This is a genomic window from Nitrospirillum karajorum (assembly GCF_036348415.1).
GTDB classification, from domain to species: domain Bacteria; phylum Pseudomonadota; class Alphaproteobacteria; order Azospirillales; family Azospirillaceae; genus Nitrospirillum; species Nitrospirillum amazonense_B.
Map to the genome: position 1 here is coordinate 1,281,352 of NZ_JAZBQB010000001.1, position 23,170 is coordinate 1,304,521.

A 23,170-nucleotide genomic window follows, 5' to 3' on the forward strand; every position below is an offset into this window, starting at 1 on the left:
TGTCCGCCGTGCGGACAGGCCACCCCACCGTGATGGCCGCTTGCCCTTGGTCGCCGCCTAATCCCTTCCGACCCGGCGGGGGATGCCGGCGACCAGACTGAAGGCAGGCCCATGAGCAAGGCGCGTGTGACGATCGTTGGCGGTGGCATCGGTGGCGTGACGGCGGCGATCGCCTTGTTGGACCGGGGTTTTTCCGTAACCGTGCTGGAATCGGCACCCGCCTTCGCCGAGGTCGGCGCCGGCGTCACCCTGGCGCCGAACGCCATGCGGGGCTACATCCACCTGGGCATCGCGGAGGCCATCGCCCAGGCAGGCGTCGAACCGACGCGCCAGCGTATTCAACACTGGGCCGATGGCCGGGTGTTGCGGGTGGTCGAGCGTGGCGACATGCGCGCGCGGCAGGGTGCGCCCTACGTCTACATCCACCGCGCCGATCTGCATGCCATCCTGGTCGCGACGGCGCAGCAGCGGGGTGGCCGGCTGCTGACCAGTGCCGGTGTGACCGCCGTCGAGGGCACCACGGCCATCCTGCAGGACGGCCGGACCGTCGAGGGCGACATTCTCATCGGCGCGGATGGTGTCAAGTCGGTGGTGCGGCGCGCGTTCGAGGAAAAGGCGCCGCACTTCACCGGCCATGTCGCCTGGCGCGCCCTGGTGCCCGTGGACGAGGCGCTGGCCGACCTGACATCCTGGCCCGGCATCCACATCGGTCCGCAGCGCATGGTGTTGAGATACCCCATGCGGCAATCCAAGATCCTGAACCTGGTTTTCTTCGCCCGGCAAGCGGGGTGGACGCAGGATGGCTGGACCATTCCGGCCCGCCGGTCCGACCTTCAGGAAGCCTTCGCCGGCTGGGCGCCGGAAGTGCAGACCATGATCGCGGCCATCCGTGAGGGGGAGTTCTACAAGTGGGCGATCAACGCCCGCCAGCCGCTGCCCACCTGGGTTCAGGGCCGTGTCGCCCTGCTGGGCGACGCCGCTCACGGCATGACGCCCTTCCTGGGCCAGGGTGCTGCCTGCGCCATCGAGGATGCGGTGGTCCTGGCCCGCGCCCTGGCCGATAGCGCCACGGCGGAGGAAGGATTGCGGCGCTATGAGGCCGCCCGGCACGAGCGCGCGACCTTTATCCAGTTGGAATCGAACGCCAACGCGGACCGTATGCAGGCCGACGACACCGACCTGTTCGGGCTGCGGGCCATGCGCAACGAGGATACGCTGGGCCTGTTCGACTATGACTGCGCCACCGTGCCGGTCTGACCCCATCCCCGCTGCCGCGTGCCCTCGGAGGTTCCATGTCCGCCCCCATCCTGCCGTTTGACGGTCATCCCGTGCTGGAAAGCACGCGCGCCTTCCTGGCCGAGCGGCACGGCCTGTTCATCGACGGGGCCTGGCGCGCCGGCCGGGAGACGATCACCACCCGTGACCCCGCGACCGGCCTGGTGCTGGCCGAGGCCGATATCGGCGGGGGGACGGATGTGGAGGATGCCGTGGCCGCCGCCGGCCGGGCCTTCCAGGGCGGTCAGGGCCAAGCCCCGTGGGGTCGCACCTTGGGTCCCGAACGCGCGCGCTTGCTGACCCGCCTGGCACGGCTGGTGGAGGAGCACGCCCGGCTGTTCACGGAGCTGGAGATCCTGGACAACGGCATGCCGGCCTTCATCGCCGGCCTGACGGTCAGCAACAGCGTGGAGATGGTCGACTACTATGCCGGCTGGGCGCTGAGGATCGAGGGGGTGACCACCACGCCGCCGGCCCATGTGGCCGCGGTGGCCGAGGCGCTGACCTACACCGTGCGCGAGCCGGTGGGCGTCGTCGCCCTCATCGTGCCCTGGAACGTCCCGCTGTCCACCCTGGTCCTGAAGCTGGCGCCGGCCCTGGCGGCGGGTTGCACGGTCATCGTCAAGCCGGCGGAGGAGACGCCGCTGTCGGCCCTGCTGCTGGCCCGCCTGGTGGTCCAGGCCGGCTTCCCGCCCGGCGTGGTCAACGTCATCAACGGCCTGGGCGAGGTGGTCGGCGCGGCATTGGCCGCCCACCCCAAGGTGGACAAGGTCAGCTTCACCGGCTCCACCGAGGTGGGGCGCAAGATCGTCCACGCCGCCGCCGGCAACCTGAAGAAAGTGTCGCTGGAATTGGGCGGCAAGTCGCCGGTGGTCGTCATGCCGGATGCCGACCTGGATCTGGCGGTGCCGGGGGTGGCGATGGCAACCTTCTTCCTGCAAGGCCAGAACTGCATGGCCGGGACGCGCATCTTCGCCCATGCCGCCATCCATGATCGCCTGGTGGAGGGCATGGCGGCCTTCAGCCGGACCCTGACCTTGGGCCACGGCCTCGACCCGGCGGTGCAGTTCGGCCCCCTGATTAGCGCTGGGCACGCCGCCCGCGTCATGGGCTACGTGGATCGTGGCCTCACCCAGGGGGCGCGGCTGGTGACGGGTGGCGTGCGACCCGACCGTCCGGGCCATTTCGTGCCGCCCACGATTTTCACCAATGTCCAGCCGGACATGGACATCTTCCGTGATGAGATTTTCGGCCCCGTCATGGCGGTGCATCGGCTGGAAACCGCCGATCTCGATGAGATCGCCGCCCTGGCCAACGACAGCGACTATGGCCTGTCGGGCAGCGTCTGGACCCGCGACCTGTCCACGGCCCACCGCCTGGCGTCGCGCATCCGCTCGGGCCAGGTCTCGATCAACTGCCACGGCGCCATCGGCACCAACATCCCGTTCGGCGGCTTCCGCCAATCCGGCTGGGGGCGGGAGTTCGGGCGGGAAGGGTTGGACGCGTACCTGGAAACCAAGGCGGTCACCGCCCGGCTGTGACGCTCCGGGCCGCAAGGATCAAAAGGGGGGTAAGGTATGAGGCGGTTGGCGATGATCCTGTGCGCGGCGACCTTCCTGGCGTGGCTTTGGGCCTCGCCGCTTCCCGGTGCCGCGGCGGCCGATGCCGGCGGCCCCGTCCTGAGGATATTGGCGCCGGAGCGGGTGTGGCCGGGGGAGGCGCCCCTGGACGCCGGTTGGCCGGGCAGGGCGGCCCACCCCGTGGTGGAGGCGACCAGCGCCGATGGGGAACGCGTGACCAACGTCACCGACCCGACCTATCAGGCCTACCTGCCCGATCCGGCGCGGGCCACCGGTGCCGCCGTCATCATCGCCCCCGGCGGTGGCTTCCGCTTCCTGGCCATCCGCAATGAGGGCGTGGCCGTGGCCACCTGGTTGGCCGAGCGGGGTGTGGCCGCCTTCGTTCTGAAATACCGCCTGGTACAGCAGGACGGGCCGGAGGACGACATCCAGCGCCGGTTCCAGGGCGTGCCGGTGGAGGTTCAGGGCGTTCCCGGCGTGGCCGATGGCATCCAGGCGCTGAAGCGCATCCGCGAGCGCGCAGCCGCCTATGGCATCGACCCGCACCGGGTGGCGGCCATCGGCTTTTCCGCCGGGGCGCATGTGGTGTCGATGATGGGCCTCGCCCCTGTCGCCGCCGACCGGCCGGATTACGTGGCGCCCATCTACGGCGGCGCCTTCACGACGGGCGACTACACCCTGCCCCCCGCCAACCTGCCGCCAGAGCCGGGGACGCCGACGGAGCCCTGGCTGGCCCCGCCGCCCAAGCCGGCACCCGGCCGCCTGCCGCCCTTCTTCCTGGCCATGGCCCAGGACGACGTGTTCGTGGGCCAGGGGGTGCGCCGCTTCTACGACGCGCTGGTCGCCGCCGGCTACCGGCCGGAGGTGCACCTGTACCTGCGCGGCGGCCACGGCTTCGGCATGACGCCGCGGGGCAGCACTTCGGACCACTTCCTGCAGGAATTCCTGTGGTGGCTGGAGGCCCTGGGCGCCACGGGCACGGCCGGGCCGGGCTGATCGCCGGCTTTCACCCGCCTGCGGGGACCGGCTGAGGCGACAGCGCCGGCGGGTTGACCAGGCCGCGCAGCAGCAGGTTGGGCAGGCGGGCGTTATCCCAGTCCAGGGCCTTGGGCGGCGTCGGTCCCAGCCGCAGCACGATCAGGCCGGCGGCGGGGGAAACGTGGACCGTCTGGTTGCCGTTGCCGTCGAACAGGTAAAGGTCGCGGTCCAGGTAAGGCTCGCCATGGCGAACGCTGGGGCCGGGGGTCCCGGGCGCGCCGAAGCCGCGCCGTTCCACGTAAGGTCCGGCCACCCACACCCCCAGGCCATAGCGCGGGTTCTGCGCCGTAGGCGTCACCATCTCCCGGATGTAGAAGGGGGGCAGGATGCGCCGCCCGTCCACCACGCCATCGTTCAGCAGCAGGCGGGCCAGCCGCAGCCAGCTTTCCGCCGGCAGCAGGATGCAGCAACCGGAATGGGCCAGCCCGTCCGGCTGGCTGACCCAGATGGCGCCCCCCGGCGATCCGATGGGGGCCAGGACCTCATGCCCCAGGAACTCGGCGTAGCGCCGCCCCGTGGCGCGTTCCAGCACCACGGCCACCAAGTCCGCCGTGGCGTTGGAATAGGCGAAGCGGCTGCCGGGCACGTCGGTCAGGGGATAGGCGTCGATGATGTAGCGGCCATGGTCGGGGCTGAGATAGGCCCGGTTCCAGGGGCTGTCGGGGTCGGCGCTCACGCCCTGGTCCAGCAGGCCGGAGCGCATGTCCAGCAGATGGCGCACCAGGATGGCGGCCTTGGCCGTTCCCCGCCATTCCGGGATGAAATCGGCCACCGGCTGGTCCAGCGAGCGGATATACCCCAGGAAGATGGCCCGGCCCACCGCCACCGCCGCCAAGGGTTTGGACAGTGACTTCGAGGGCAGCGGCGTTTGCGCCGTGACCCCGTCGAAATAGCGCTCCGCCGCCAGTCGCCCCTGGTGCCAGACCAGGAAGGCGCTGGCCTTGCTCTCGGCGGCATAGGCCTCGGCGGCGGCCAGCGCGTCGGCGCGGATGCCCGCGATGGCGCTGGCGCGTGTGGCTGTTTGGGCGCGCGGCAGGGCGACGGGCGATGCGGCCCCCGGTACCGCTTCCAGCGGCTGGTAGATCGATTCCGGCGCCGCCCCCGCCATCAACGCCGACAGGCGCTGGCGGTACACCGCCTCCGCCGCGTCGGTCGCCTCGGCGGCGTGGGCATTGGCGGGCAGGGCGAGAAGCAAGGAGTACAGCGCCAGCAGGGAGGGGAGGCGCCGCATGCGGGTCGTCCCGGGGTGGGCCGGGGTGTGATGCGGGCTCATCATGGTGCCGCCGATCCCGTTTCACGCTTCAGGATGGTGATCAGCGCCTTCAGCCGTTCCGGATCGGTGATGTTGCCGGAGGACACGACCATGGCGGTGCCGGGGGCGAACGTGTCGGGATCGGACAGGAAGGCGGCCAGGGCCTCATCCGTCCACACCTCGCCGTTGCGGCCCCGGGCTGCCAGGCTGGCGCCGTAGGGGAAGTTGGGCGCCGCCGCCATGCGTTGGCCGAAGACGGCGTAGAGGTTGGGGCCGGTGCCATGGGCCCCGCCCTTGTTCATGGTGTGGCAGAACACGCACCATTTGAACGTCTCCGCCCGCACCTGACGTTCGAAATCGGTCTCCGGTGGCAGGGTGACCACCACCGGCGCCTCCGACCGGGAGGTGGCGCCCTTCTCCGCCTGCACCACGTGGCCGCTGGCGAAGGGGGAGACGCGGAACAGGGCGTGTGGGCCGTACAGCCCCACGCCGACCAGCAGCGCCGCCGCGATGGCGGCCGGTATCCGCCCCTTGTAGCCCTCGGCCGGCGGCCGGCCGGCGCGGCGGCGACGCACCAGCGCGCCCAGGCCCCACAGGATGGCGGCGACGGCCAGATACTCCGCCACCACGACAGGGCCCCGGTCATAGGACTTGAAGGTGCTGAGCGCGAACAGCGCGGACCCCATGCTGAGCAGGGCGTACAGGCCGAAGCCGCGCGGAAAGGCGGCGAACAGCCCCTTGCCATGGCGGAACAGGAAGTAGACCGCCGACAACAGGACGGCCATCTTCAGAACCAGCAGACTGGTCCCGGACGCCGAATGGAAATAGCCGGTGAACAGCCACAGGTCGCGGTTCTCGCCGATGGGGGCGGGCAGGGCCGGCAGGGGGCCGAAATGCAGGCCCGTGCCATGGCTCCACACCACGAACACACCCAGCAGGGGCGTCAGGCTGAGGCAGATATAGGTCGCCAGCACCAGGCCCATGGCCCAGGCGCGGGCGCGCGGCGGCAGGCCGGGCGTGGGCAGGGGCGGCAGGCCCCGCTTCCAGCGCCACAGCCGGGTGACTGCCAGCGCGAACAGCAGCGTGCCGACCAGATAATGCCAGCCGCGCAACTCCTCACGCAGGGGCGACATCTTGTCCATGCGCGGCATCAGCGTCGTCAGCACGTCCTGCGCCATCACCAGCGCGGGCAAGGCGTAATCCAGCAGGATCTCGACCGGGCGACGCGCGCGGTCCTGTTCGTTGGTCATCATGGCTCCCAGACGGTCATGCCTGTTGTCGCCGCCCCTGTGCGGCGGTGGGACCGGGTTCAGTTCCCGGCTTGGAAGGCTTGAATGCGCTGTGCGATGTTGGCGCGGATGTCGGCGTAGAACAGGCCGTAGTCGTGATAGTGCATCAGTCCGCCGGGCAGGGGCTTCAGCCCCAGGTCGGCGGCCGGCTCCACCACCAGGTAGCCCCGGTCGCAGCGGGCGCTGACGGCGTGGGGGCGCAACGGTTGCGGCGGCCCTTCGCCTGGGTCCCCAGGTACGGCGCCCAGCGACCGCTCCACCCCGGCGGCGGGCCGTGCGCGGTCGAAGGTCAGCGGGTTGACGCAGACCAGCGTCTTGCCCGGGTTGTCGCCGTGGCGCTGGACGTAGCGCGCCTCCCCCGCCTTGGCGAACAGCGCGATGTCGGCCTCGGGCAAAACCGAATTCCAGCCGATGACGCAGTGGGTTTGGGCTGGCGTGTCGCACAGCGCCAGCGTCTTGTAGGTGCGGGGGAAGTCCCCTTCCGACAGGTTGGTGCCGATGGTGTAGGCGGCAACCAGCTGCCGGGCCAGCGGCGTGCCGTCGATGCGCCGTTCCAGCAGGCGCGTCAGGTGCACCGCACCCTGGCTGTGACCCGCCAGGATGAAGGACCGGCCGCCATTGTCGTACGCCATGTAATGGTCGAAAGCCCGCTCGACATCGCTGTAGGCCAAGTCGAACGCCTTGGCGCCGTCGCCGGCCATGGTGCTGAACGCCAACGACGAGCCCTGGCGGTAGCGGGGCGCGAAAATCCGGCAGCAGCCGTTGAAGACGCTGGCCTGGCGCGCGATGACGCTGGCGTCGGTCCAGGCGTTGACCGTGGCGTCGGCGATGTCCTGGTTCCAGTGGTCGCGGCTGCGGTAGGTGGTCGGGTGGACGTAGAACACGTCCACGCCCGCGGCGGACGCCGCCACCGGGCTGGCGCCCGGGGGCACGGCCGTCGACGCGCCGGGCGCGCCCGGCCGCGCCGCCCAGCTTTCGGGCCGGCCGTAATCCGGTGCCGGCGGCGGCGCCTGGTCGGCGAAGGGCATTACGGCTGCGGGGGCTCCCGGCGTGTCGGCGGCCTGGGTCGGGCCTGGCTGGCAAACCAGGGCCAGGGCCAGCAGGCAGGCGGGTGCGATCTTCATGGCGGACCTTCCACAGCGATGACTCATAACGGTTAACATCCCGATCGGCGTGGGCGCGCGGGACCGTAATGGTCTGACCGCTGGGTGGATAGACGGCGGCGCCCGCCCCTGCGGAACCGAAACTATCCGCCACGCGGACAGGGGGATGGCGGGGGCTTTGGTTTCGCCGCCGGGCGGCGGACGCTGCATGCTTGCCGTCGCGGTTGGTACGCTTTCGCCATCCATCCCGTCGGCCGTCCTCTCCCTTCAAGGCCGGAAAGACCGCTTCCATGTCCCAGGATGTCCGTTCCTTTCTCCCCACTCGCCGTGCCGTCGTCGGCGGCTTGCTCGCGACCGCCCCGCTGCTGGGGACTGCCCCTGCCTGGGCCAAGGGGCCGCAGAGTGTCGATGTCGTCATCATCGGCGCCGGCCTGGCGGGCCTGAACGCCGCGTCCATCCTGGAAGGCCAGGGACTGTCGGTGCAGGTGGTGGAGGCGTCGGACCGTGTCGGTGGCCGTCTGCGCACCGGGCGCAAGGACGGCTATCAGGCGGAACTGGGCGCCAGTGAGGTCGGTGCGCTCTACGGCCGTGTGCGCGACGCCTGTTCGCGGCTGAACGTCGGCCTGACCAATAAGGGCGGCATCCCGACCGACTTCCTGCTGCACGTCAACGGCGTCTCCCTCCGGCCGCAGGATTGGGCCAACGCCCCGGTGAACATGACCCGCGGGGCGGAGCGGAGCATCCTGCCCTACATCCTGCAGACGGGCCTGTTCCAGCGCTGGCTGCCCTTCAAGGACACCGCCGCCTGGCTGGATCCCGCCAACCTGGTCCACGACATCTCGGCAGCCGAGTTCATGCGGGCCAAGGGCGTTTCCGAGGCGGCGATCCGCCTGGCCGACATCGACGTCAACGGTCCCAGCCTGGAAAGCATCTCCGCCCTCAGCATCTTCCGCGACCTCGCCCGCGCCCGGGCGGAAGGGTTCACCGACCCCAACAAGCCGCAGTACGGCGTCAATAATATGGAGCGCAGCTACATCGTCGGCGGCTCCGACGTGCTGCCCAAGGCCATGGCGGCGGCGCTGAAGACCCCGGTGCGCCTGCTCAGCCCGGCTGTCGCCGTGGACCAGGGCGATGGCAAGGTGCGGGTGCAACTGGCGAACGGCGACGTGCTGACCGGCAAGTACCTGGTGGTGGCGGCCCCTTATTCGGCGGTGCGCAACATCCGCTTCACGCCGGGCCTGCCCGACGCCCAGGCCGACGCCATCGCCGGCGCCCTGTACTCCGCCACCACCCAGTTCCATTTCCGCATCACCAAGCCGTACTGGGAACAGGACGGCCTGCCGCCGTCGCTGTGGACCGACCTGCCCTTCGAGCGCGCCTTCGCGCTGAAAAGCCCGGAGACGGGGGCGACCGACACGCTGATCGTCTGGGTCAACGGCGACGGCGCCACGCGCTGGGACGACCGGGAGGTGGAGCAGCAGTCCGACCTCGTCATCGCGGAACTGGCCCGGGTGCGGCCGTCCATGGTGGGGGCGCTGGACTACATCCTGGGCTACAGCTGGGGCCGCAATCCCTATGTCCGGGGCAACAAGCATGTCTTCGGCCCGGGCCAGGTCAAGCGCTTCGCCACCGACATGGGCAAGCCGGTGGGCCGCATCCACTTCGCGGGCGAACATCTGCGCCGCCTGGAACACGGCATGGAATCCGCCATGGAGACGGGTGAGGCCGCCGCCATGGAAATCCTGGAGAAGGCGTGATGGCGGCGCGGGACGGGAAAGCGTCGTTCAGGCTGGGCCGGCGGACCTTCCTGGCCGCCGGCGCGGGTGTCGCGGTGGCGGGGCGCCTGCGTCCCGCCCGGGCGGAGGGCGGACGGTTGACGCTGCGCACCGCCGGGGGCCGCGCCGTGGACGTCCGCACCTGGACCGTCGCGGACGAGCGCGGCCGTATCCTGTTTTCCCATGGGGCCCTGTCGGCGCCGTGGAAATACCAGTCGGTCATCGAGGCGTGGGGGCGGGCCGGCTACAGCGTGTACGCCCCCCTGCATGTGGATTCCACGGACCATCCGGACCAGGCCTCTTTCCCCGGCCTGGCCAGCTGGCCGGCGCGCATCGAGGATGTCCGCGCCGTGGCGGACCATCTGGGCGGGACCTACATCGCGGCCGGTCATTCCTACGGCGCCTTGATCGCCCTGGTCCTGGGCGGCGCCACGCCGGCCGTGCCGGAAGGGGTTCCCCTGCCCCTGCGCGACCCGCGCGCCCGCGTCGCCGTGGCGTTTTCGCCGCCAGGCGTGGGGGGCGGCCTGGTGCGGGCCGGCGATTATGCCGCGCTGGCGGTGCCGGCCCTCATCCAGACCGGTGACCGCGACACCCCGCCCGGCATGACTGATTGGCGCGGCCATCTGGCCGCCTATGAGGAGGCCGCAGTCGGTGGGGACCGCTACGCCGCTGTGCTGGATGGCGCGGACCATTATTTCGGGGGGGCATCTGCCGGCCGGAATTGCCGGGGCCGCGGCAGGAGGCGGCGCTGGCGGCTGCCGTTTCCCTGTCCATCCTGTTCATGCGGGCCTATGCCGGGGGTGACGCCGGCGCGCTGCAGGTGCTGCGGGGCCGCCTTTCCGACAACGGACCGGTGCGTCTTTCTCATAAGTGACGGGGTGGGGCGGTGGCCACGCCGCCCGCCATCCTCATGCCCATCAATCTATGAGTGAAGGTAACGCCGTTCATGCGGCGCAATTTGGTCAAATACAACGTAAACTCTTCAGTGATGAATATTGTTGATGGGGCCATTCAAAATAATTATGACTAACCTGTGCGTTTGAGTACGCAATTTTAATTGTTGAAAACGCCCATACTGCCGTATGGTCCCCGCTTGGGGACACCGCTGTCACGGCTTTGGCCGCCTTCAAGCCTGTCCTCTTCCCTCAAACGCATGCTGGCAGGAACGCGCGGTTCCCGTACGGCTGCGTCTAAATAATCCAAGAAAAGTCGGGGATTGAGATGGTTCTTGATAATATTCGTGTTGCATATAAAATAAACATAATTGTCACAATATTTTCATTGGCCTTAATTGCTTTTCTGATTACCAGTAGCGTGCGAATGACGGAAGTCGATGATTCTTACGCCGACCTGATCACACGCATAGACCGCTCGGCCACCATGTCGGTGCGGGCGAACCGTTTCGTTAATGTCTTTATCGCCGCCGCTTTCCAGCTGGCCACCGAAACGACCGATGAGGGCAATGCCAGGCTGCTGGCCCAGGTTGATGACGCCAGGAAGCAATACGGCGCCCTGATCGCCGGCGTGCACCAGAACCTGCCGGAATGGGAGCAGCGGCTGGGCCCGGTCGACAAGGCAGTACAGCTTGGTTTCGCTGGGTGTGAGCCCGCGATCGCCGTCGCGAAAAAGGCGGTGACGGCGGAGGAAAACATGGACGCCGCGGCCCGGCTCAAGGCCGAATGCGGCCCGCCCCTGGAAAAGGCGATCACCGACTTCGCGGTTTTCAACAATGACCTGCTGAAGTTCGCCGCCGAGTCCGCCGATGCCCTGAAAGCCGGCACCCGGCGCGCGATACGCGTTCAGGTGTCCATCGCCGCCCTTTCCATCCTTTTCACGCTGGGTTTGGCCTTCTGGATCAGCCGCGCCGGCCTGACGACCCCCATCGGCGCCTTGCGCCGCGTCATGGACCGGCTGGCGGCCAACGACCTGGCGGCCGAGGTGCCCGGCCAGGCCCGGAAGGATGAGATCGGGGCCATGGCGCGCAGCGTCCAGGTCTTCAAGAGCAACGCGCTGGAGGTCGAACACCTGCGCGCCGAGCAGGAGGCGCAGAAGGCCAGGGCGGCGGAGGAACAGCGCCAGGCGCTGCACGGCATGGCCGATGCCTTCGAGGCCAGGGTGATGGACGTGGTTCGCGCTGTTTCCGAAACCGCGGCGGAATTGCAACGCACCGCGCAGAGCATGTCGGCGACGGCCGGGGAATCGACCCTGCAGGCCTCCACCGTGGCCGTGGCGGCGGAGCAGGCCTCCGCCAATGTGCAGACCGTGGCGGCCGCGTCGGAGGAACTGTCCTCCTCCATCAACGAGATCGCGCGGCAAGTCGCCGAATCCAGCCGCATTTCCAATGTCGCCACCGATGGCGCCGCCCGCAGCGGCGATCTGGTGCAGGGCCTGGCCTCCGCGGCGGAGCGTATCGGCGAAGCCGCGCAGCTCATCAACGACATTGCCGCCCAGACCAACCTTCTGGCCCTGAACGCCACCATCGAGGCGGCGCGGGCCGGTGAGGCCGGCAAGGGCTTCGCCGTCGTGGCCGGTGAAGTCAAGAGCCTGGCGGGCCAGACCGCCCGCGCCACGGACGCCATCAGCCAGCAGATCGCCGCCGTGCAGGAGGAAACCCGCCGCACCGTCACGGCCATCGGCGAAATCGCCGGCATCATCAACCAGATGCAGGGCATCGCCACCACCATCTCCTCGGCGGTCGAGGAACAGGGTGCCGCCACCCAGGAAATCGCCCGCAACGTCCAGGAGGCGGCGCGGGGCACGCAGGAGGTCAGCGCGACCATCACCAGCGTGTCGGAGGCGGCGGGCATGACCGGCGCCGCGGCGGAGCAGGTGCTCGCGTCGGCCAGCCAACTCGCCACCGACTCCCAGCGCCTGCGCACCCAGGTGCAGGATTTCCTGGCCACCGTGCGCGCCGGCTAAGGCGCATCCATCCCTGAAAGGCAGGGTCCCCGCCCTCCGCGTGCGGGGACCCCATGCCGTCAGGGTGTGGCGATTTCCTCGATGGTGCGGTTGAAGCGTTCGGTGGTGTCGGCCTGTGCCGCCTCCGCCGCTTCCTTCCGTTGCAGGTAGAACAGCCGGTCCAGGAAGTCCTGCCGCCAGGCCTCGCGCGCCTCCAGTGCCGGCTGGTCCAGCACCAGCGCCTCGATGCCGGCGGCCAGGTCAATTCCCTGGGCCTTGGCGACCCGCTCGGCGCTGTCCAGCCGGTCATGCAACACGGAGATTTCGTTGGCCATCACCAGGATCATGGACATGGCTTGATCCAGGCCAGGCGCGTCGTAGAAGGTCGGGCGCTTGCCCTTGGCGTCCTTCACGACATGGGGGCGGGGCGTGGTCATCAGGCGGCATCCTTGTTGAGGGCGGCGGTGGCGGACTTGTGGGCGATCAGCACCTCCCACCCGCCGCCGGGGGCGTATTCGCCGGCGGCGAATTCACGGTCGGCCACGGCCGTGGCGGCTTCCTCGCTATAGCCGGCGGCGGCCTGGGCGGCGAATTCCATGACGGCCATGGGGGCGGTGTCGAACTTCACCTCGGCGCGGTCAAAGCCCGCGCGCTCCGCCAGATCGTACTGGTTCATCTCGCGCATCGCGCCCCAGAACGGCTCATTGTTGTACCAGGTCTCGTTGTCCAGGATGAACTGGGTGAAGGGGTCCATCAGGTCGAAGGGCGGCAGGTCGGCATGGATCATGTAGCCGCCCGGCGCCAGCAGGCGATGGCATTCCTGGAAGATGCGCGGCATGGCCTTGGCGCTGGTTTCGTGCAACAGGATGTGGCTGACCACCAGGTCGAAATGCCCGTCGGGGAAGCGCGTCTCCTCGGCGTTCATCTGGGCGAAGTTGACCTCCAGCCCCAGGCCGGCGGCACGGGCATGGGCATAGCGCACGACCGGCGCGCCGACATCGATGCCCCACACCTCCGCGTCGGGGAACAGCTCCTTGTAGGGCAGGGTGGCGTGGCCCACGGTGCAGCCCATGTCCAGGATGCGCTTGGGCTTGAAGTCTGGGATGCGGCGCTTCAGGTAGTTGCAGACCGAGCGGCCCATGTCATCGTTCAGCGGGCCCATATAGCCCATGGCGTAGAGATAGACGCCCCGGTCGTACAGGGCGCCCACGGAAATGTCGTCCTTGGCCACCTCCGTGGTGTAGCCGCCCGGCATGCAGTGGATGTCCACCGCCGTGACGTAGCGCGGCGGCACGAAGCCGGCGGGGATGTCCAGCGTGGCGGCGGTCTTGGCGGACAGCTCGGCGGCCTTGGCGTTCAATTCCGGCAACTGCCGGTCCACCGTCACGTTGGTGGATTCCCACAGCAGCTCTTGGGCGATGCGGTTGGCGGCGGCGTAGTGCTGGAAGTACAGCTCACGCACCATGGCGCTGCGGATGTCACGCCGGTCGGCCGGAGGCCGGCCATGGGCGCGCTCAAACGCCGGGACCACGCGGTTGCGGTAGACCGGCGTTAGGCCGGGCAGCAGCTTCTGCTGGATGAAGTTCTTGAAGCTCTTGGTGAATTCCTGCCGCGCCGCTTCGTCGTGCGTGGGCGTCGGCAAGACCGGATGCGTGAGTTGCTGGAAGGTGTTGAGCATGGCCGCTCCCCCATCGCTGATGTGCGTCGGGGGGAATTGAAAGGGCGATCGCCGGGCTAGGCCAAGCGGCCCCCCGGCCTTGTCCACCTGATGGTTGAAGCCTGGGCTGAACCTTCCAACGCCGAACCATTCCGGGCCACGCTGTAATCCAAGGCCGGGGCGGGCGTCCCGGCCGGCGAAAGCAGGCAGGAACAGGGGAGATACCGGAGTCATGAGTGGTCCGGAACTGAGCAGGCGCGAAAGCCTGGGTTTGGCGACGATGGCGGCGGCGGCCGGCGTGCTGGGGCTGGCGGCCCCCGCGCGGGCGACGGCCCCGGCCTTTCTCACCCGCGTCGATTTCAAGGATCCCAAGTGGAACCGCGACGCCTATGCCCGCCTGGACATGGACCTCGACCCGACCAAGCAGAAGGTCGGCTGGTTCCGCGGCACCGTCTATGGCGTGCGCGACAATGAGGCGGTGCGGTCGCTGTTCCAGGTCGACGGCTTCAGCGTCGTCCGCTCGCAGCAGCTGCCGGACGGTAGCTGGCGCCGCATGCTGCGGGAGATCGGTTTCTACCGCGACCTCCAGACCGGCCAGCTCATGGACACCTGGCACAACCCCTACACCAATGAGGATGTGCGGGTCGTTCCCATCGCCAACGATCCCTTCAACTTCACCATCAGCGAATTCCTGCCGGAACCGCCGTCCTATGGCGGCCTGAACAAGGAAAAGCCGCCGAAGCGGCCGTTCCTCATGAACTGGACCGACGGGCCGGACGGCACGGTGCATCTGTCGACCGACATCCACCTATTCTACCCGTCCGCCCTGCAGCCCGACAAATGGCCGCGTGAATCCTCGGGCGCCTTCAACCGGGTGTCGGAGATGTTCCATTACGTGGTCAAGCGCCGGGATCTGGAAGACCCGGCCATGACCCATGTGCCGGCTGTCGGTTCCTGGTCGCGCATCACGCCTTGGCTGCCCTGGATGCTGATGGGCCAGGCCGCCGGCTGCATCAGCTATTTCTGCACCTTCGGCACGGCGCCCAGCATCGACCAATTGCCGGCCGATGTGGTCGCCAAGGCCCGCGCCATGGACGCGAAGTGGTTGAGCGCCCCCGACAGCGACTACGGCCCGTCGCTGTCCAGCCTGGAGAACTACGCCCATCAGCAGACGCCGGCGCCCGTGCCGGCGGGCTGGGCCCCGCCCGCCCCGCCGCCGCCGCGTATCCTTCCGGGCCGCTGACCCACGCCAGCCGCCCGCTGGCGGGGTCCTGGTGGCCATTGCGGGGGACGGCCTTGCCAGGCGGCGGGCCGTCCCTTCGCCTTTCCGGCAGCCCGAACACCGAACGCCCCAACACTCACGGTTAAGGAACATCGCCGTCATGAGCATCGCGCTTTCCGAACAGGGGCCCGCAGCACCCGGGCGCCTGGGCCTCTTGGCCCAGGCGGGCTATGGCGTGGGGCAGATCGCCGGCCAGGTCTTCCGCGACGTGCCGTCGCTGCTGCTGATGTTCTTCATGACCAATGTCCTGGGCATCGAGCCGGCGCTGGCGGGTGCCGCCATCTTCGTGCCCAAGCTGGTCTGGGGCGTGGGCTGCGACCTGCTGGTCGGCATCCTGTCGGATCGGTGGAAGCATCGCTTCGCGCGCCGGGGCTGGCTGCTGGTCGGGGCGCTGGGCGCGCCGGTGGCCCTGATCCTGCTGTTCCATGTGCCGGACCTGCCGGTGACGGCCCGTGTCGCCTATGTGGCGGGCGCCTTCAGCCTGTACATGGCCGTGTTCGCCTGCTTCTCCGTTCCCTATCTCGCCATCGCCGGCGAGCTGTCCAGCGACCCGCACCAGCGGACGGTGCTGATGGCCTGGCGTCTAGTCTTCACCGCCATCGGCGTGCTGGTCGGCGGCGCCTTGGCCCCCTACCTGGTGCAAAGCCTGGGCGGGGGCCAGCCGGCGTATGAGGGCATGTCCCGGTTCCTGGCGGTGGTCTGCCCCCTTGCGCTGGTGCTGGCCTATTTCGGGTCCGGCCGCGCCCGGCGCCAGGCGCCGGTGGCTACCAACCCCCTGCCTGCCCACCGTCACCTGACCGCGCGGGAGGTGGTGGCGACGCTGGCCGCCCCCGTTTTTCCGTCCTGCTGCTGGCCAACCTGTTGCAACTGGCCGGGTCCGGCATGGCCTACGCCTCGATGCTGTATTTCCTGACCTACAACATGGCGCGGACGGACGCTTTCCAGCTGATCGGCGGTCTGGTGATCATCGCCTGCGCCGGCATCGTCGCGGCCCAGCCGGCCTGGGTCGCCCTTGCCCGCCGCATCGGCAAGAAGCCGGTCTATATCCTTGCCGCCGCCGGCTATGGCGTGGCCTACCTGGGCTGGTCCATGAGCGCCGGCGCCGGGACGGTGGTGGCCTACGCCTTCTCCTTCGTCGCCGCCATCTTCAATTCCGGCTGGACCCTGTTGGGCTTTTCCATGATGAGCGACATCGCGGGCGACGATCAGGCCCATGCCGGGCTTTATTCCGCCGCCTGGATCGCGGTGGACAAGGTGGGATTCGCGCTGGGCGGCACGCTGCTGGTCGGCCTAGTGCTGTCGGGCTTCGGCTTCGACGCCGCGCGGGCCGTGGCTGGCCAGCCGCAGACCGACGTGGCCCTCACCGGGGTCATGCTGGCCTTCGGCGTGGTTCCCGCCCTGTTGAACGTGTCCTCAGCTTTGCTGTACTGGCGGTTCGGCCGGGCCTGAAGCAAGCGGCCGGGGGACTATCGGGTGATTTCAGTCAGGGGAACGGGGGCGATGGAGGAATTCCGCAAGGGGTGGCGGCTGGTCTTGGCGGCGGCCACCGGCGTCGGGCTGGGCATCACCGGCCTGACCTTCTACACCCTGGGCATTTTCATCGGGCCCCTGTCCCAGGAATTCGGCTGGTCCCGCACCGCCATTTCCGGCGCCACCCTGCTGACCACCACCACCACCATCCTGCTGGGGCCCGTCATCGGCCGCCTGGTCGACCGCCTGGGTGGCCGCCGCGTGGGCATGGTGTCGCTGTTCCTGCTGGCGCTGGGCCTCGTCGGGCTCAGCCATATCGGCCCCTCGCTCACCAGCTTCTACCTGGCGTTCGGGTGCGCCATGGTGCTGGGGGCGGGCACGCTGCCCATTGTGTGGACGCGGGCGGTCAACGCCAGCTTCGACCGCTCCCGGGGCCTGGCGCTGGGCCTGACGCTGACGGGCACCGGCGTCTGCGGCATCCTGGCGCCGCCCTTCACCCAGTGGCTGGTGACCACCCACGGCTGGCGCGTCGCCTATCTGGGGCAGGCGGCGCTGGTGGCGGGGCTGGGGCTGGCCGTCGTGGGCCTGTTCTTCCGTGAGGCTACGGGCACCAGCGCTGTCGCAGCGTCGGCCCCGGCGATGCCGGAACGCCCCAGCCTGACCCTGCCGGAGGCGCGTCGCACCCGGCAGTTCTGGGGCTTGGGTGTCGGCCTGCTGTTCGCCTCCTTCGCCGTCGCCAGCCTGATCGTGCACCTGGTGCCCATGCTGTCCGGCGCCGGTGTCGAGCGCGCCACGGCCGTCTGGTACGCCAGCCTGCTGGGCATGGCCATCATCGTCGGCCGCCTGGGCGTGGGCGGCCTGGTCGACCGCCTGCACCCGCCGGCGGTCGCGGCCGCCGTCATGGCCGCCGCCGCCCTGGGCTGCGCGCTGCTGGCGCTGTCGGGCGCCACCATGCCGGGGGCCAATGCCGCGCTGGTGCTGCCGGCGGTCCTGCTGATCGGTTTCGCCGCCGGGGCCGAGGTCGATCTGGTCGCCTTCCTGGTCAGCCGCTATTTCGGCCTGCGCAGTTATGGCGAGATCTATGGCTGGCAATTGGGATTCTTCGCCTTGGGGGCCGGCCTGGGGCCCATGGGCATCGGGCGCCTCTATGACATGACCGGTGGATATGGCGCCGGCTTGGGCGCCTGCGCGGCCGGTTTCCTGGTCGGCGCCGCGGCTCTGGGCACGCTGGGCCCCGTGCCCAAGGTCGCCCCGGCGGCCGTTTGTCCACAGGCCGGATAGTCGGGTCGTCGGCGCAAGGCGGGGCGGGCCGGCGCTGGCATTGTTGGGGCCTCAGATTTCGGCCCCGCCTTGAAGGACGGCACCCGCGCCATGACCCAGTCCCTGCAGACCCCGATTGATGTTTCCGCTGCCCCCGGTCCGGCTGACGACTCCCTGATCCGCGACCTGCGCCGGCTGCTGGGGGAGGACGCCGTCCTGACCGATGGGGAAACCCTGGCCTTCCATGGCCAGGACGTTTATGCCGCCGGGGCATCCCTGCGGGCAGTGGTGCGCCCCGCCAGCCGCCCCGCACTGGCCCAAGCCTTGGGCATGCTGACCACCGCCGGCGTGGCCGTCGTGCCGCGTGGCGGCGGCATGTCCTATTCCGGCGGCTACCTGGCGCCCACGGCGGGTGCCGTGCTGGTGGATACCGGCGCGCTGGACCAAGTCATCGAGATAAACCCGCACGACATGTATGTCGTGGCCGAGGCGGGTGTGACTTGGGCGGCGCTGGACGCCGCGCTGGCGCCGCACGGCCTGCGCACCCCGTTCTGGGGCCCGTTCTCCGGCATCCGCGCCACCGTCGGCGGTTCGATTTCCCAGAACGCCGTCACCTACGGCACCGGGCTTTACGGCACCGCCGTCGACAGCCTGGTGGGATTGGAGGTGGCGCTGGCCGATGGGCGCCTGGTGCGCACCGGCAGCTGGGGGCACGGCGCGGCGGCCCCCTTCTTCCGCCACTTCGGTCCTGACCTGACGGGCTTGTTCGGCGGCGACGCCGGGGCCTTGGGCATCAAGACCGCAGCGGCCTTCCGCCTGGTCAAGCGCCGGCCCATCGCCACCGGCCTGTCCTTCGGCTTCCAGGATTTCCAGGGCCTGCTGGCCGGCATGGCGGCGGTGGCGCGCGAGGGCGTCGCGTCCGAGGGCTTCGGGCTGGACCCTTTCCTGCAGAACCAGCGCCTGGGCATGGGCGACTTGAAGTCCGACCTCAAGATGCTGCTGGCCGTGGGCAAGGCGGGCCGGGGGCCGGTGGAGGCGCTGTGGCAGATGGCCAAGATCGCCTTCGCCGGCCGTGGCTTCCTCAAGGACGTGAACTATTCCGCCCACTACACCGTGGACGCCGCCGACCGGGATGAGGAACGCTCCCTGCTGCGCCGGGTGCGCGCCGCCGTGGCACCCTTCGGGCGGGAGATAGAGAACTCCATGCCCACGGTGGTCCGGGCCTATCCCTTCCCCCCGCTGAACCACATCCTGGGTCCCAAGGGGGAACGGTGGGTGCCCGTCCACGGCATCCTGCCGTTCAGCAGGGTTGGCGATTTCCGCATCGCGCTGGAGGGGTTGTACGCCGCGCGGGCCGAGGCGATGACGCGGCACAAGGTGCTGGTGGCCGCCATGTTCAGCACCGTGTCCACCAACGCCTTCCTGTATGAGATCGCCATTTATTGGGAGGAGGCGCGCGCCGCCTTCCACGACCGCATGCTGGAACCGTCCGCCGCCGCCAGCCTGGCGCGCTATCCCGCCAACCCGGAAGGCACGGCCCTGGTGGAGGCGCTGAAGGCCGACATCGTCGACCTGTTCCACCGCCACGGCGCCGCGCATCTTCAGGTCGGCCGCCTCTATCCCCTGGCGGCCGACCGCGACCCGGCCGCCGACGAGCTGCTGCGCTCCGTCAAGCGCTGGGCCGATCCGGCGGGCTTGGTCAACCCCGGCGCCCTGGGGCTCTGACATGGCGGCGGGGCGGCCATACGGGAAGGCGGACGGGCGGGAGGATCGCGCAGGCGCAGAGGGGCGCGCGGAGGGGGGCACCGACAGGGGCGTGCCCATCCGCGCCATCAGCCGCGCCATCGCGGTGCTGAAGGCCATCAACCGCCACGGCTCCCTGACCATGATGGACATCGCCCGCGCCGCGGGCCTGCCCTATCCCACCACTTGCCGCCTGGTGCAGACCCTGATTTTCGAAGGGTTGGTGGAGCAGGAGCCCGACCGCAAGCAATACCGGCCCACCGCCCTGGTCCAAAGCCTGGCCTATGGCTTCCAGCAGGACGACCGGTTGGTGGAGGTGGCGCGGCCCCACATCCTGGCCCTGACGCGGCGCGTGGGCTGGCCGGTTTCCATCGCCATGCGCGTCGGCGCGGCGATGGTGCTGCGCGACAGCACCCATGCGAAGACGCCCTTGACCTTCGACCACTACTACCCCGGCTTCACCGTGCCGCTGCTGGAAAGCGCGTCGGGCAAGCTGTCCCTGGCCCATGCGCCGGATGAGGAGCGGCAGGCGCTGCTGGCGTGGATGGAGGCGGCGGGTGCCGTGGCCCCGGCCTATCTGCGCGCCGCCGCCACCCTGGTGGATGTGGCGCGCATCCGGCGGCAGGGGTACGCGGTCCAGGACCTCAACCACCACAACCTGACGCCGGGCAAGACCTCCTCCATCGCGGTGCCGATCTTCCTGGGGGACCAGTTCAAGGCGGCCATGACCCTGATCTTTTTCGCGGCGTCGATGGACGTGGGGGCCGCGTTGGACCGCTACCTGGCAGATCTGAAGGCCACCGCCCAGGCCATTGGTGCGGAGTTGCACCCGGCGGCCGGCCGCAAACGCGCCGCCGGCGCCTGACCGGCAGTCACGGGCCCGAATTTATCCGCAGGGTGGTCAAACCCGGGCTGGCGTGTCGACCGGCCGTGTCCTTAGCGGCCACACTTGGGCCATCAACACCGGGGCTGACGACGGCGCCCACACCCCCCGCGCGCTCGTTTCCCCGCCCGATAAGAAGAGCGCTGACTGTGGAGGCATCCTTGAATTCCGCTGGGAATCCCGCTGGTGGTCGCACCGTCCGTCATGTCGCCGCCCGGCTGGCAATCCCCGCCGCCCTGGCCCTGGGCATGCTCCTGCCCGCCGGCGGCGCGCTGGCCCAGGCGGCGGCTGACAAGGGTGCGACCGAAAAGGGCGAGAAGCTCTCCATCCGCTGCCGCACCTGCCATGAGTTCGCGGCCGGCAAGCCCCACAAGGTGGGCCCCAACCTGCACGGCCTGTTCGGCCGCAAGGCGGGGCAGGAGCCGGGCTTCAACTACTCCAAGGCGCTGCGCGACAGCGGCATCGTCTGGGACGAAAAGGCGCTGGACGCCTGGCTGACGCGGCCCAGCGGCCTGGTCAGCGGCACGACCATGGCCTTCATGGGCCTGCCCGACAAGGCTGACCGCGACGCCCTGATCGCCTGGCTGCGGGAAGCGACCCGCTGACCATCCCCCTACCCGGTTTCCCCATGGCGGCCGCGCTCGACGGCCCCGGTTTCAAAGGTTGATCCTGATGATCAGAACGCAGGTGGTGATCGCCGGCGCCGGCCCGGTGGGCACGGTGGCGGCCTATTTCCTGGCGCAGCAGGGCATCGACGTCCTGGTGCTGGAGGCGGGTGCCGATTGCGCCCTGGATTTGCGTGCCTCCACCTTCCATCCCCCGACGCTGGAGATGCTGGACACCCTGGGCATCACGCCCTTCCTGTTGGAACGGGGGCTGAAGGCGCCCGTCTACCATTACCGGGACCGGGGTACGGGCGACGTCATCGACTTCGACCTGGGCGAGTTGCAGGACATCACCCGCTATCCCTTCCGCCTGCAATGCGAACAGTACCACCTGGCGCGCGCGCTGGCCGAACGCCTGGACCAGCACCCCAAGGCCAGCGTGCGTTTCGGCCACCGGCTGGTGAGTGTGGCGCAGGATGAAACCGGCGTGGATCTGGTGGTGGAAACCCCCTTCGCCATCGAGCGGGTGCGCGCGGACTGGCTGATCGGCGCGGACGGCGCCGGCTCGACCGTGCGCAAGTGGCTGGGCGTGGGGTTCGAGGGTTTCACCTATCCCGAGAAATTCCTCTGCCTGTCGACGACGGAGCCGCTGGAGGATTACCTGCCCAACCTGGCGTACGTGAACTACGTCGCCGATCCTGCGGAATGGCTGGTGCTGCTGCGCGTGCCGTCCGTCTGGCGCATCCTGCTGCCGGCCGACCCCGACTCCTCGGACAGCGAGCTGGTGTCCGACGCCAACCGTGACCGGGTGTTCAAGCACCTGATCGGCAAGACCGGCGTGCCCACCCAGCACCGCACCATCTACCGCATGCACCAGCGCGTGGCCGAGCGCTTCCGCCAGGGCCGCGCCATGCTGGTGGGCGACAGCGCGCACCTGAACAACCCGCTGGGCGGCTTCGGCATGAACAGCGGCATCCATGACGCCTTCAACCTGTGCCAGCGCCTGGTGCGCATTATCAATGGCACCGAGGACGAGGCCTCGCTGGATCAGTTCGACCGGCAGCGCCGGGGGGCCGCGCGCAGCTTCATCCAGGCCCAGACCATCCAGACCATGGAAATGATGAAGCAGGGCCTGGCCGCCGGCCAGGACCGCCGCCGCGAAGAGTTGCTGCGCACCCGGGCCGATCCGGAGCTGCGCCGCCAGTTCCTGTTGCGCCAGGCCATGTTCCAGAGCCTGCGCGACGCCGAAGCCATCGCTTGACCGTCGCCCCCGCGCGACGTGCTGAAAAGGATTCCCGATCATGCAGACTGACGCCAAGGACAGCCGCGGCTGGCGCCGCCTTTTCGGTGTGCTGGGCCCCAGCACCAACACCAGTGTGCAGCCCGATTATGACGACATGCGGCCGGCGGGCGTCACCAACCATTACAGCCGCATCGTCGTGCCGGACGCCCAGGCCATCAGCGATGAGACCTTCCTGGCCGGCACGCAGCAGATCGCCGACAACACGGTGGAGGCGGTGCGCTCGGTCATGACCTGCAATCCGCATTACCTGGTCATGGGCATGTCGGCCATCACCTTCTATGGCGGGGCGGAGGGGGCGGCCAAGTTCCGCCGCCAAATCCACGAGGTCGCTGGGGTCGATCTGTCCACCGGGTCGGAATCCCTGGCCGCGGCCATCGCCGCCTATGGCGGGGTGAAGCGCGTCGCCTTCGTGTCGCCTTACTACCCGGTGGCCAACGCCCAGGTGCGCAACTTCCTGTCCGACTACGGCTATGAGACCGTGCGCGACATCCCCCTGCGCTGCCCGTCCTGGACGTCCATCGCCAAGGTGGACACCCCCACCCTGCGCCAGGCGCTGCACCAGCTGGACGGCGACGACGTCGACGCCATCCTGCAGGTCGGAACCAACCTGTCCATGGTCCGTCTGGCCGCGGCGGCGGAGATGTGGCTGGGCAAGCCCGTCATCGCCATCAACACCGCCACCTACTGGCACGCCCTGCGCGCCAACGGCATCCAGGACAAGGTCTACGGCTTCGGTCGCCTGCTGGAGGAGTTCTGA

At 69.5% G+C, this 23,170-nt stretch carries 20 protein-coding genes; 15 read left to right on the forward strand and 5 right to left on the reverse strand.

Going from position 1 to position 23,170, the window contains the following annotated elements; translation table 11 throughout:
* Positions 1–111: 111 nt before the first annotated feature.
* Genes UCD39_RS05625 through UCD39_RS05635 form a run of 3 tightly spaced genes read left to right on the forward strand, consistent with a single transcriptional unit; the run spans position 112 to position 3,851 of the window.
* Complete coding sequence (locus tag UCD39_RS05625; protein ID WP_330495075.1) at positions 112–1,257, forward strand: FAD-dependent monooxygenase; 1,146 nt, start codon at positions 112–114, stop codon at positions 1,255–1,257.
* Between the two features lie 35 nt (positions 1,258–1,292).
* Positions 1,293–2,816, forward strand: coding sequence for an aldehyde dehydrogenase family protein (locus UCD39_RS05630; RefSeq protein ID WP_330495076.1), 1,524 nt, complete (start codon positions 1,293–1,295; stop codon positions 2,814–2,816).
* A 36-nt stretch (positions 2,817–2,852) separates the two neighbouring features.
* Complete coding sequence (locus tag UCD39_RS05635) at positions 2,853–3,851, forward strand: alpha/beta hydrolase (RefSeq protein WP_330495077.1); 999 nt, start codon at positions 2,853–2,855, stop codon at positions 3,849–3,851.
* A 10-nt stretch (positions 3,852–3,861) separates the two neighbouring features.
* Here the strand turns inward: UCD39_RS05635 and UCD39_RS05640 are convergent, their stop codons facing one another.
* The 3 genes from UCD39_RS05640 to UCD39_RS05650 are packed head-to-tail and all read right to left on the reverse strand — an operon-like array spanning position 3,862 to position 7,558.
* A complete protein-coding gene (locus UCD39_RS05640; RefSeq protein ID WP_330495078.1) occupies positions 3,862–5,124 on the reverse strand; it encodes a serine hydrolase domain-containing protein in 1,263 nt (420 codons plus the stop codon).
* 41 nt (positions 5,125–5,165) lie between these two features.
* Positions 5,166–6,395 carry a c-type cytochrome gene (locus UCD39_RS05645; RefSeq protein ID WP_330495079.1) on the reverse strand — a complete coding sequence of 410 codons (1,230 nt, stop codon included), beginning with the start codon at positions 6,393–6,395 and terminating at the stop codon, positions 5,166–5,168.
* Positions 6,396–6,454: 59 nt separating this feature from the next.
* On the reverse strand, positions 6,455–7,558 hold the full coding sequence (locus tag UCD39_RS05650) for a DUF3089 domain-containing protein (protein WP_330495080.1): 1,104 nt from the start codon (positions 7,556–7,558) through the stop codon (positions 6,455–6,457).
* 269 nt (positions 7,559–7,827) lie between these two features.
* On the opposite strand from UCD39_RS05650, the gene UCD39_RS05655 reads away from it, so the two are divergent.
* The 3 genes from UCD39_RS05655 (at position 7,828) to UCD39_RS05665 (ending at position 12,231) form a co-directional block, all read left to right on the forward strand.
* On the forward strand, positions 7,828–9,294 hold the full coding sequence (locus UCD39_RS05655) for a flavin monoamine oxidase family protein (RefSeq protein WP_330495081.1): 1,467 nt from the start codon (positions 7,828–7,830) through the stop codon (positions 9,292–9,294).
* A complete protein-coding gene (locus tag UCD39_RS05660) occupies positions 9,294–10,244 on the forward strand; it encodes an alpha/beta hydrolase family protein (RefSeq protein WP_330495082.1) in 951 nt (316 codons plus the stop codon). The genes UCD39_RS05655 and UCD39_RS05660 overlap by 1 nt, the downstream gene beginning before the upstream one ends.
* A gap of 388 nt (positions 10,245–10,632) precedes the next feature.
* The gene (locus tag UCD39_RS05665) at positions 10,633–12,231 is read left to right on the forward strand and encodes a methyl-accepting chemotaxis protein (RefSeq protein ID WP_330495083.1); all 1,599 of its coding nucleotides are present in this window, start codon (positions 10,633–10,635) and stop codon (positions 12,229–12,231) included.
* A 59-nt stretch (positions 12,232–12,290) separates the two neighbouring features.
* Here UCD39_RS05665 and UCD39_RS05670 read toward each other — a convergent pair whose 3' ends face one another.
* Together UCD39_RS05670 and UCD39_RS05675 are read right to left on the reverse strand one after the other, a co-directional pair.
* The gene (locus UCD39_RS05670) at positions 12,291–12,647 is read right to left on the reverse strand and encodes a hypothetical protein (RefSeq protein ID WP_145729131.1); all 357 of its coding nucleotides are present in this window, start codon (positions 12,645–12,647) and stop codon (positions 12,291–12,293) included.
* Positions 12,647–13,888 carry a class I SAM-dependent methyltransferase gene (locus UCD39_RS05675; protein WP_330495084.1) on the reverse strand — a complete coding sequence of 414 codons (1,242 nt, stop codon included), beginning with the start codon at positions 13,886–13,888 and terminating at the stop codon, positions 12,647–12,649. Before UCD39_RS05675 ends, UCD39_RS05670 begins: the two co-directional genes overlap by 1 nt.
* A gap of 211 nt (positions 13,889–14,099) precedes the next feature.
* Here UCD39_RS05675 and UCD39_RS05680 point away from each other — a divergent pair, with 211 nt between their 5' ends.
* The 9 genes from UCD39_RS05680 (at position 14,100) to UCD39_RS05720 (ending at position 23,170) form a co-directional block, all read left to right on the forward strand.
* Positions 14,100–15,110, forward strand: coding sequence for a DUF1838 family protein (locus UCD39_RS05680; RefSeq protein WP_330495085.1), 1,011 nt, complete (start codon positions 14,100–14,102; stop codon positions 15,108–15,110).
* A 139-nt stretch (positions 15,111–15,249) separates the two neighbouring features.
* Positions 15,250–16,062 (forward strand): MFS transporter, encoded by an 813-nt coding sequence (locus UCD39_RS05685; protein WP_330495086.1) that lies wholly within the window; start codon positions 15,250–15,252, stop codon positions 16,060–16,062.
* Positions 16,032–16,598 (forward strand): MFS transporter, encoded by a 567-nt coding sequence (locus tag UCD39_RS05690; protein WP_330495087.1) that lies wholly within the window; start codon positions 16,032–16,034, stop codon positions 16,596–16,598. The genes UCD39_RS05685 and UCD39_RS05690 overlap by 31 nt, the downstream gene beginning before the upstream one ends.
* Positions 16,599–16,649: 51 nt before the next feature.
* Positions 16,650–17,900: an MFS transporter gene (locus UCD39_RS05695; RefSeq protein WP_330495088.1), complete on the forward strand. Its 1,251-nt coding sequence runs from the start codon at positions 16,650–16,652 to the stop codon at positions 17,898–17,900.
* A gap of 90 nt (positions 17,901–17,990) precedes the next feature.
* A complete protein-coding gene (locus UCD39_RS05700; RefSeq protein WP_330495089.1) occupies positions 17,991–19,604 on the forward strand; it encodes an FAD-binding oxidoreductase in 1,614 nt (537 codons plus the stop codon).
* A 91-nt stretch (positions 19,605–19,695) separates the two neighbouring features.
* Positions 19,696–20,487, forward strand: coding sequence for an IclR family transcriptional regulator domain-containing protein (locus tag UCD39_RS05705; protein ID WP_330495090.1), 792 nt, complete (start codon positions 19,696–19,698; stop codon positions 20,485–20,487).
* Between the two features lie 179 nt (positions 20,488–20,666).
* Positions 20,667–21,110, forward strand: coding sequence for a c-type cytochrome (locus UCD39_RS05710; protein WP_330495091.1), 444 nt, complete (start codon positions 20,667–20,669; stop codon positions 21,108–21,110).
* A gap of 67 nt (positions 21,111–21,177) precedes the next feature.
* The gene (locus UCD39_RS05715) at positions 21,178–22,371 is read left to right on the forward strand and encodes an FAD-dependent oxidoreductase (RefSeq protein WP_330495092.1); all 1,194 of its coding nucleotides are present in this window, start codon (positions 21,178–21,180) and stop codon (positions 22,369–22,371) included.
* A 40-nt stretch (positions 22,372–22,411) separates the two neighbouring features.
* Complete coding sequence (locus tag UCD39_RS05720; RefSeq protein WP_330495093.1) at positions 22,412–23,170, forward strand: maleate cis-trans isomerase family protein; 759 nt, start codon at positions 22,412–22,414, stop codon at positions 23,168–23,170.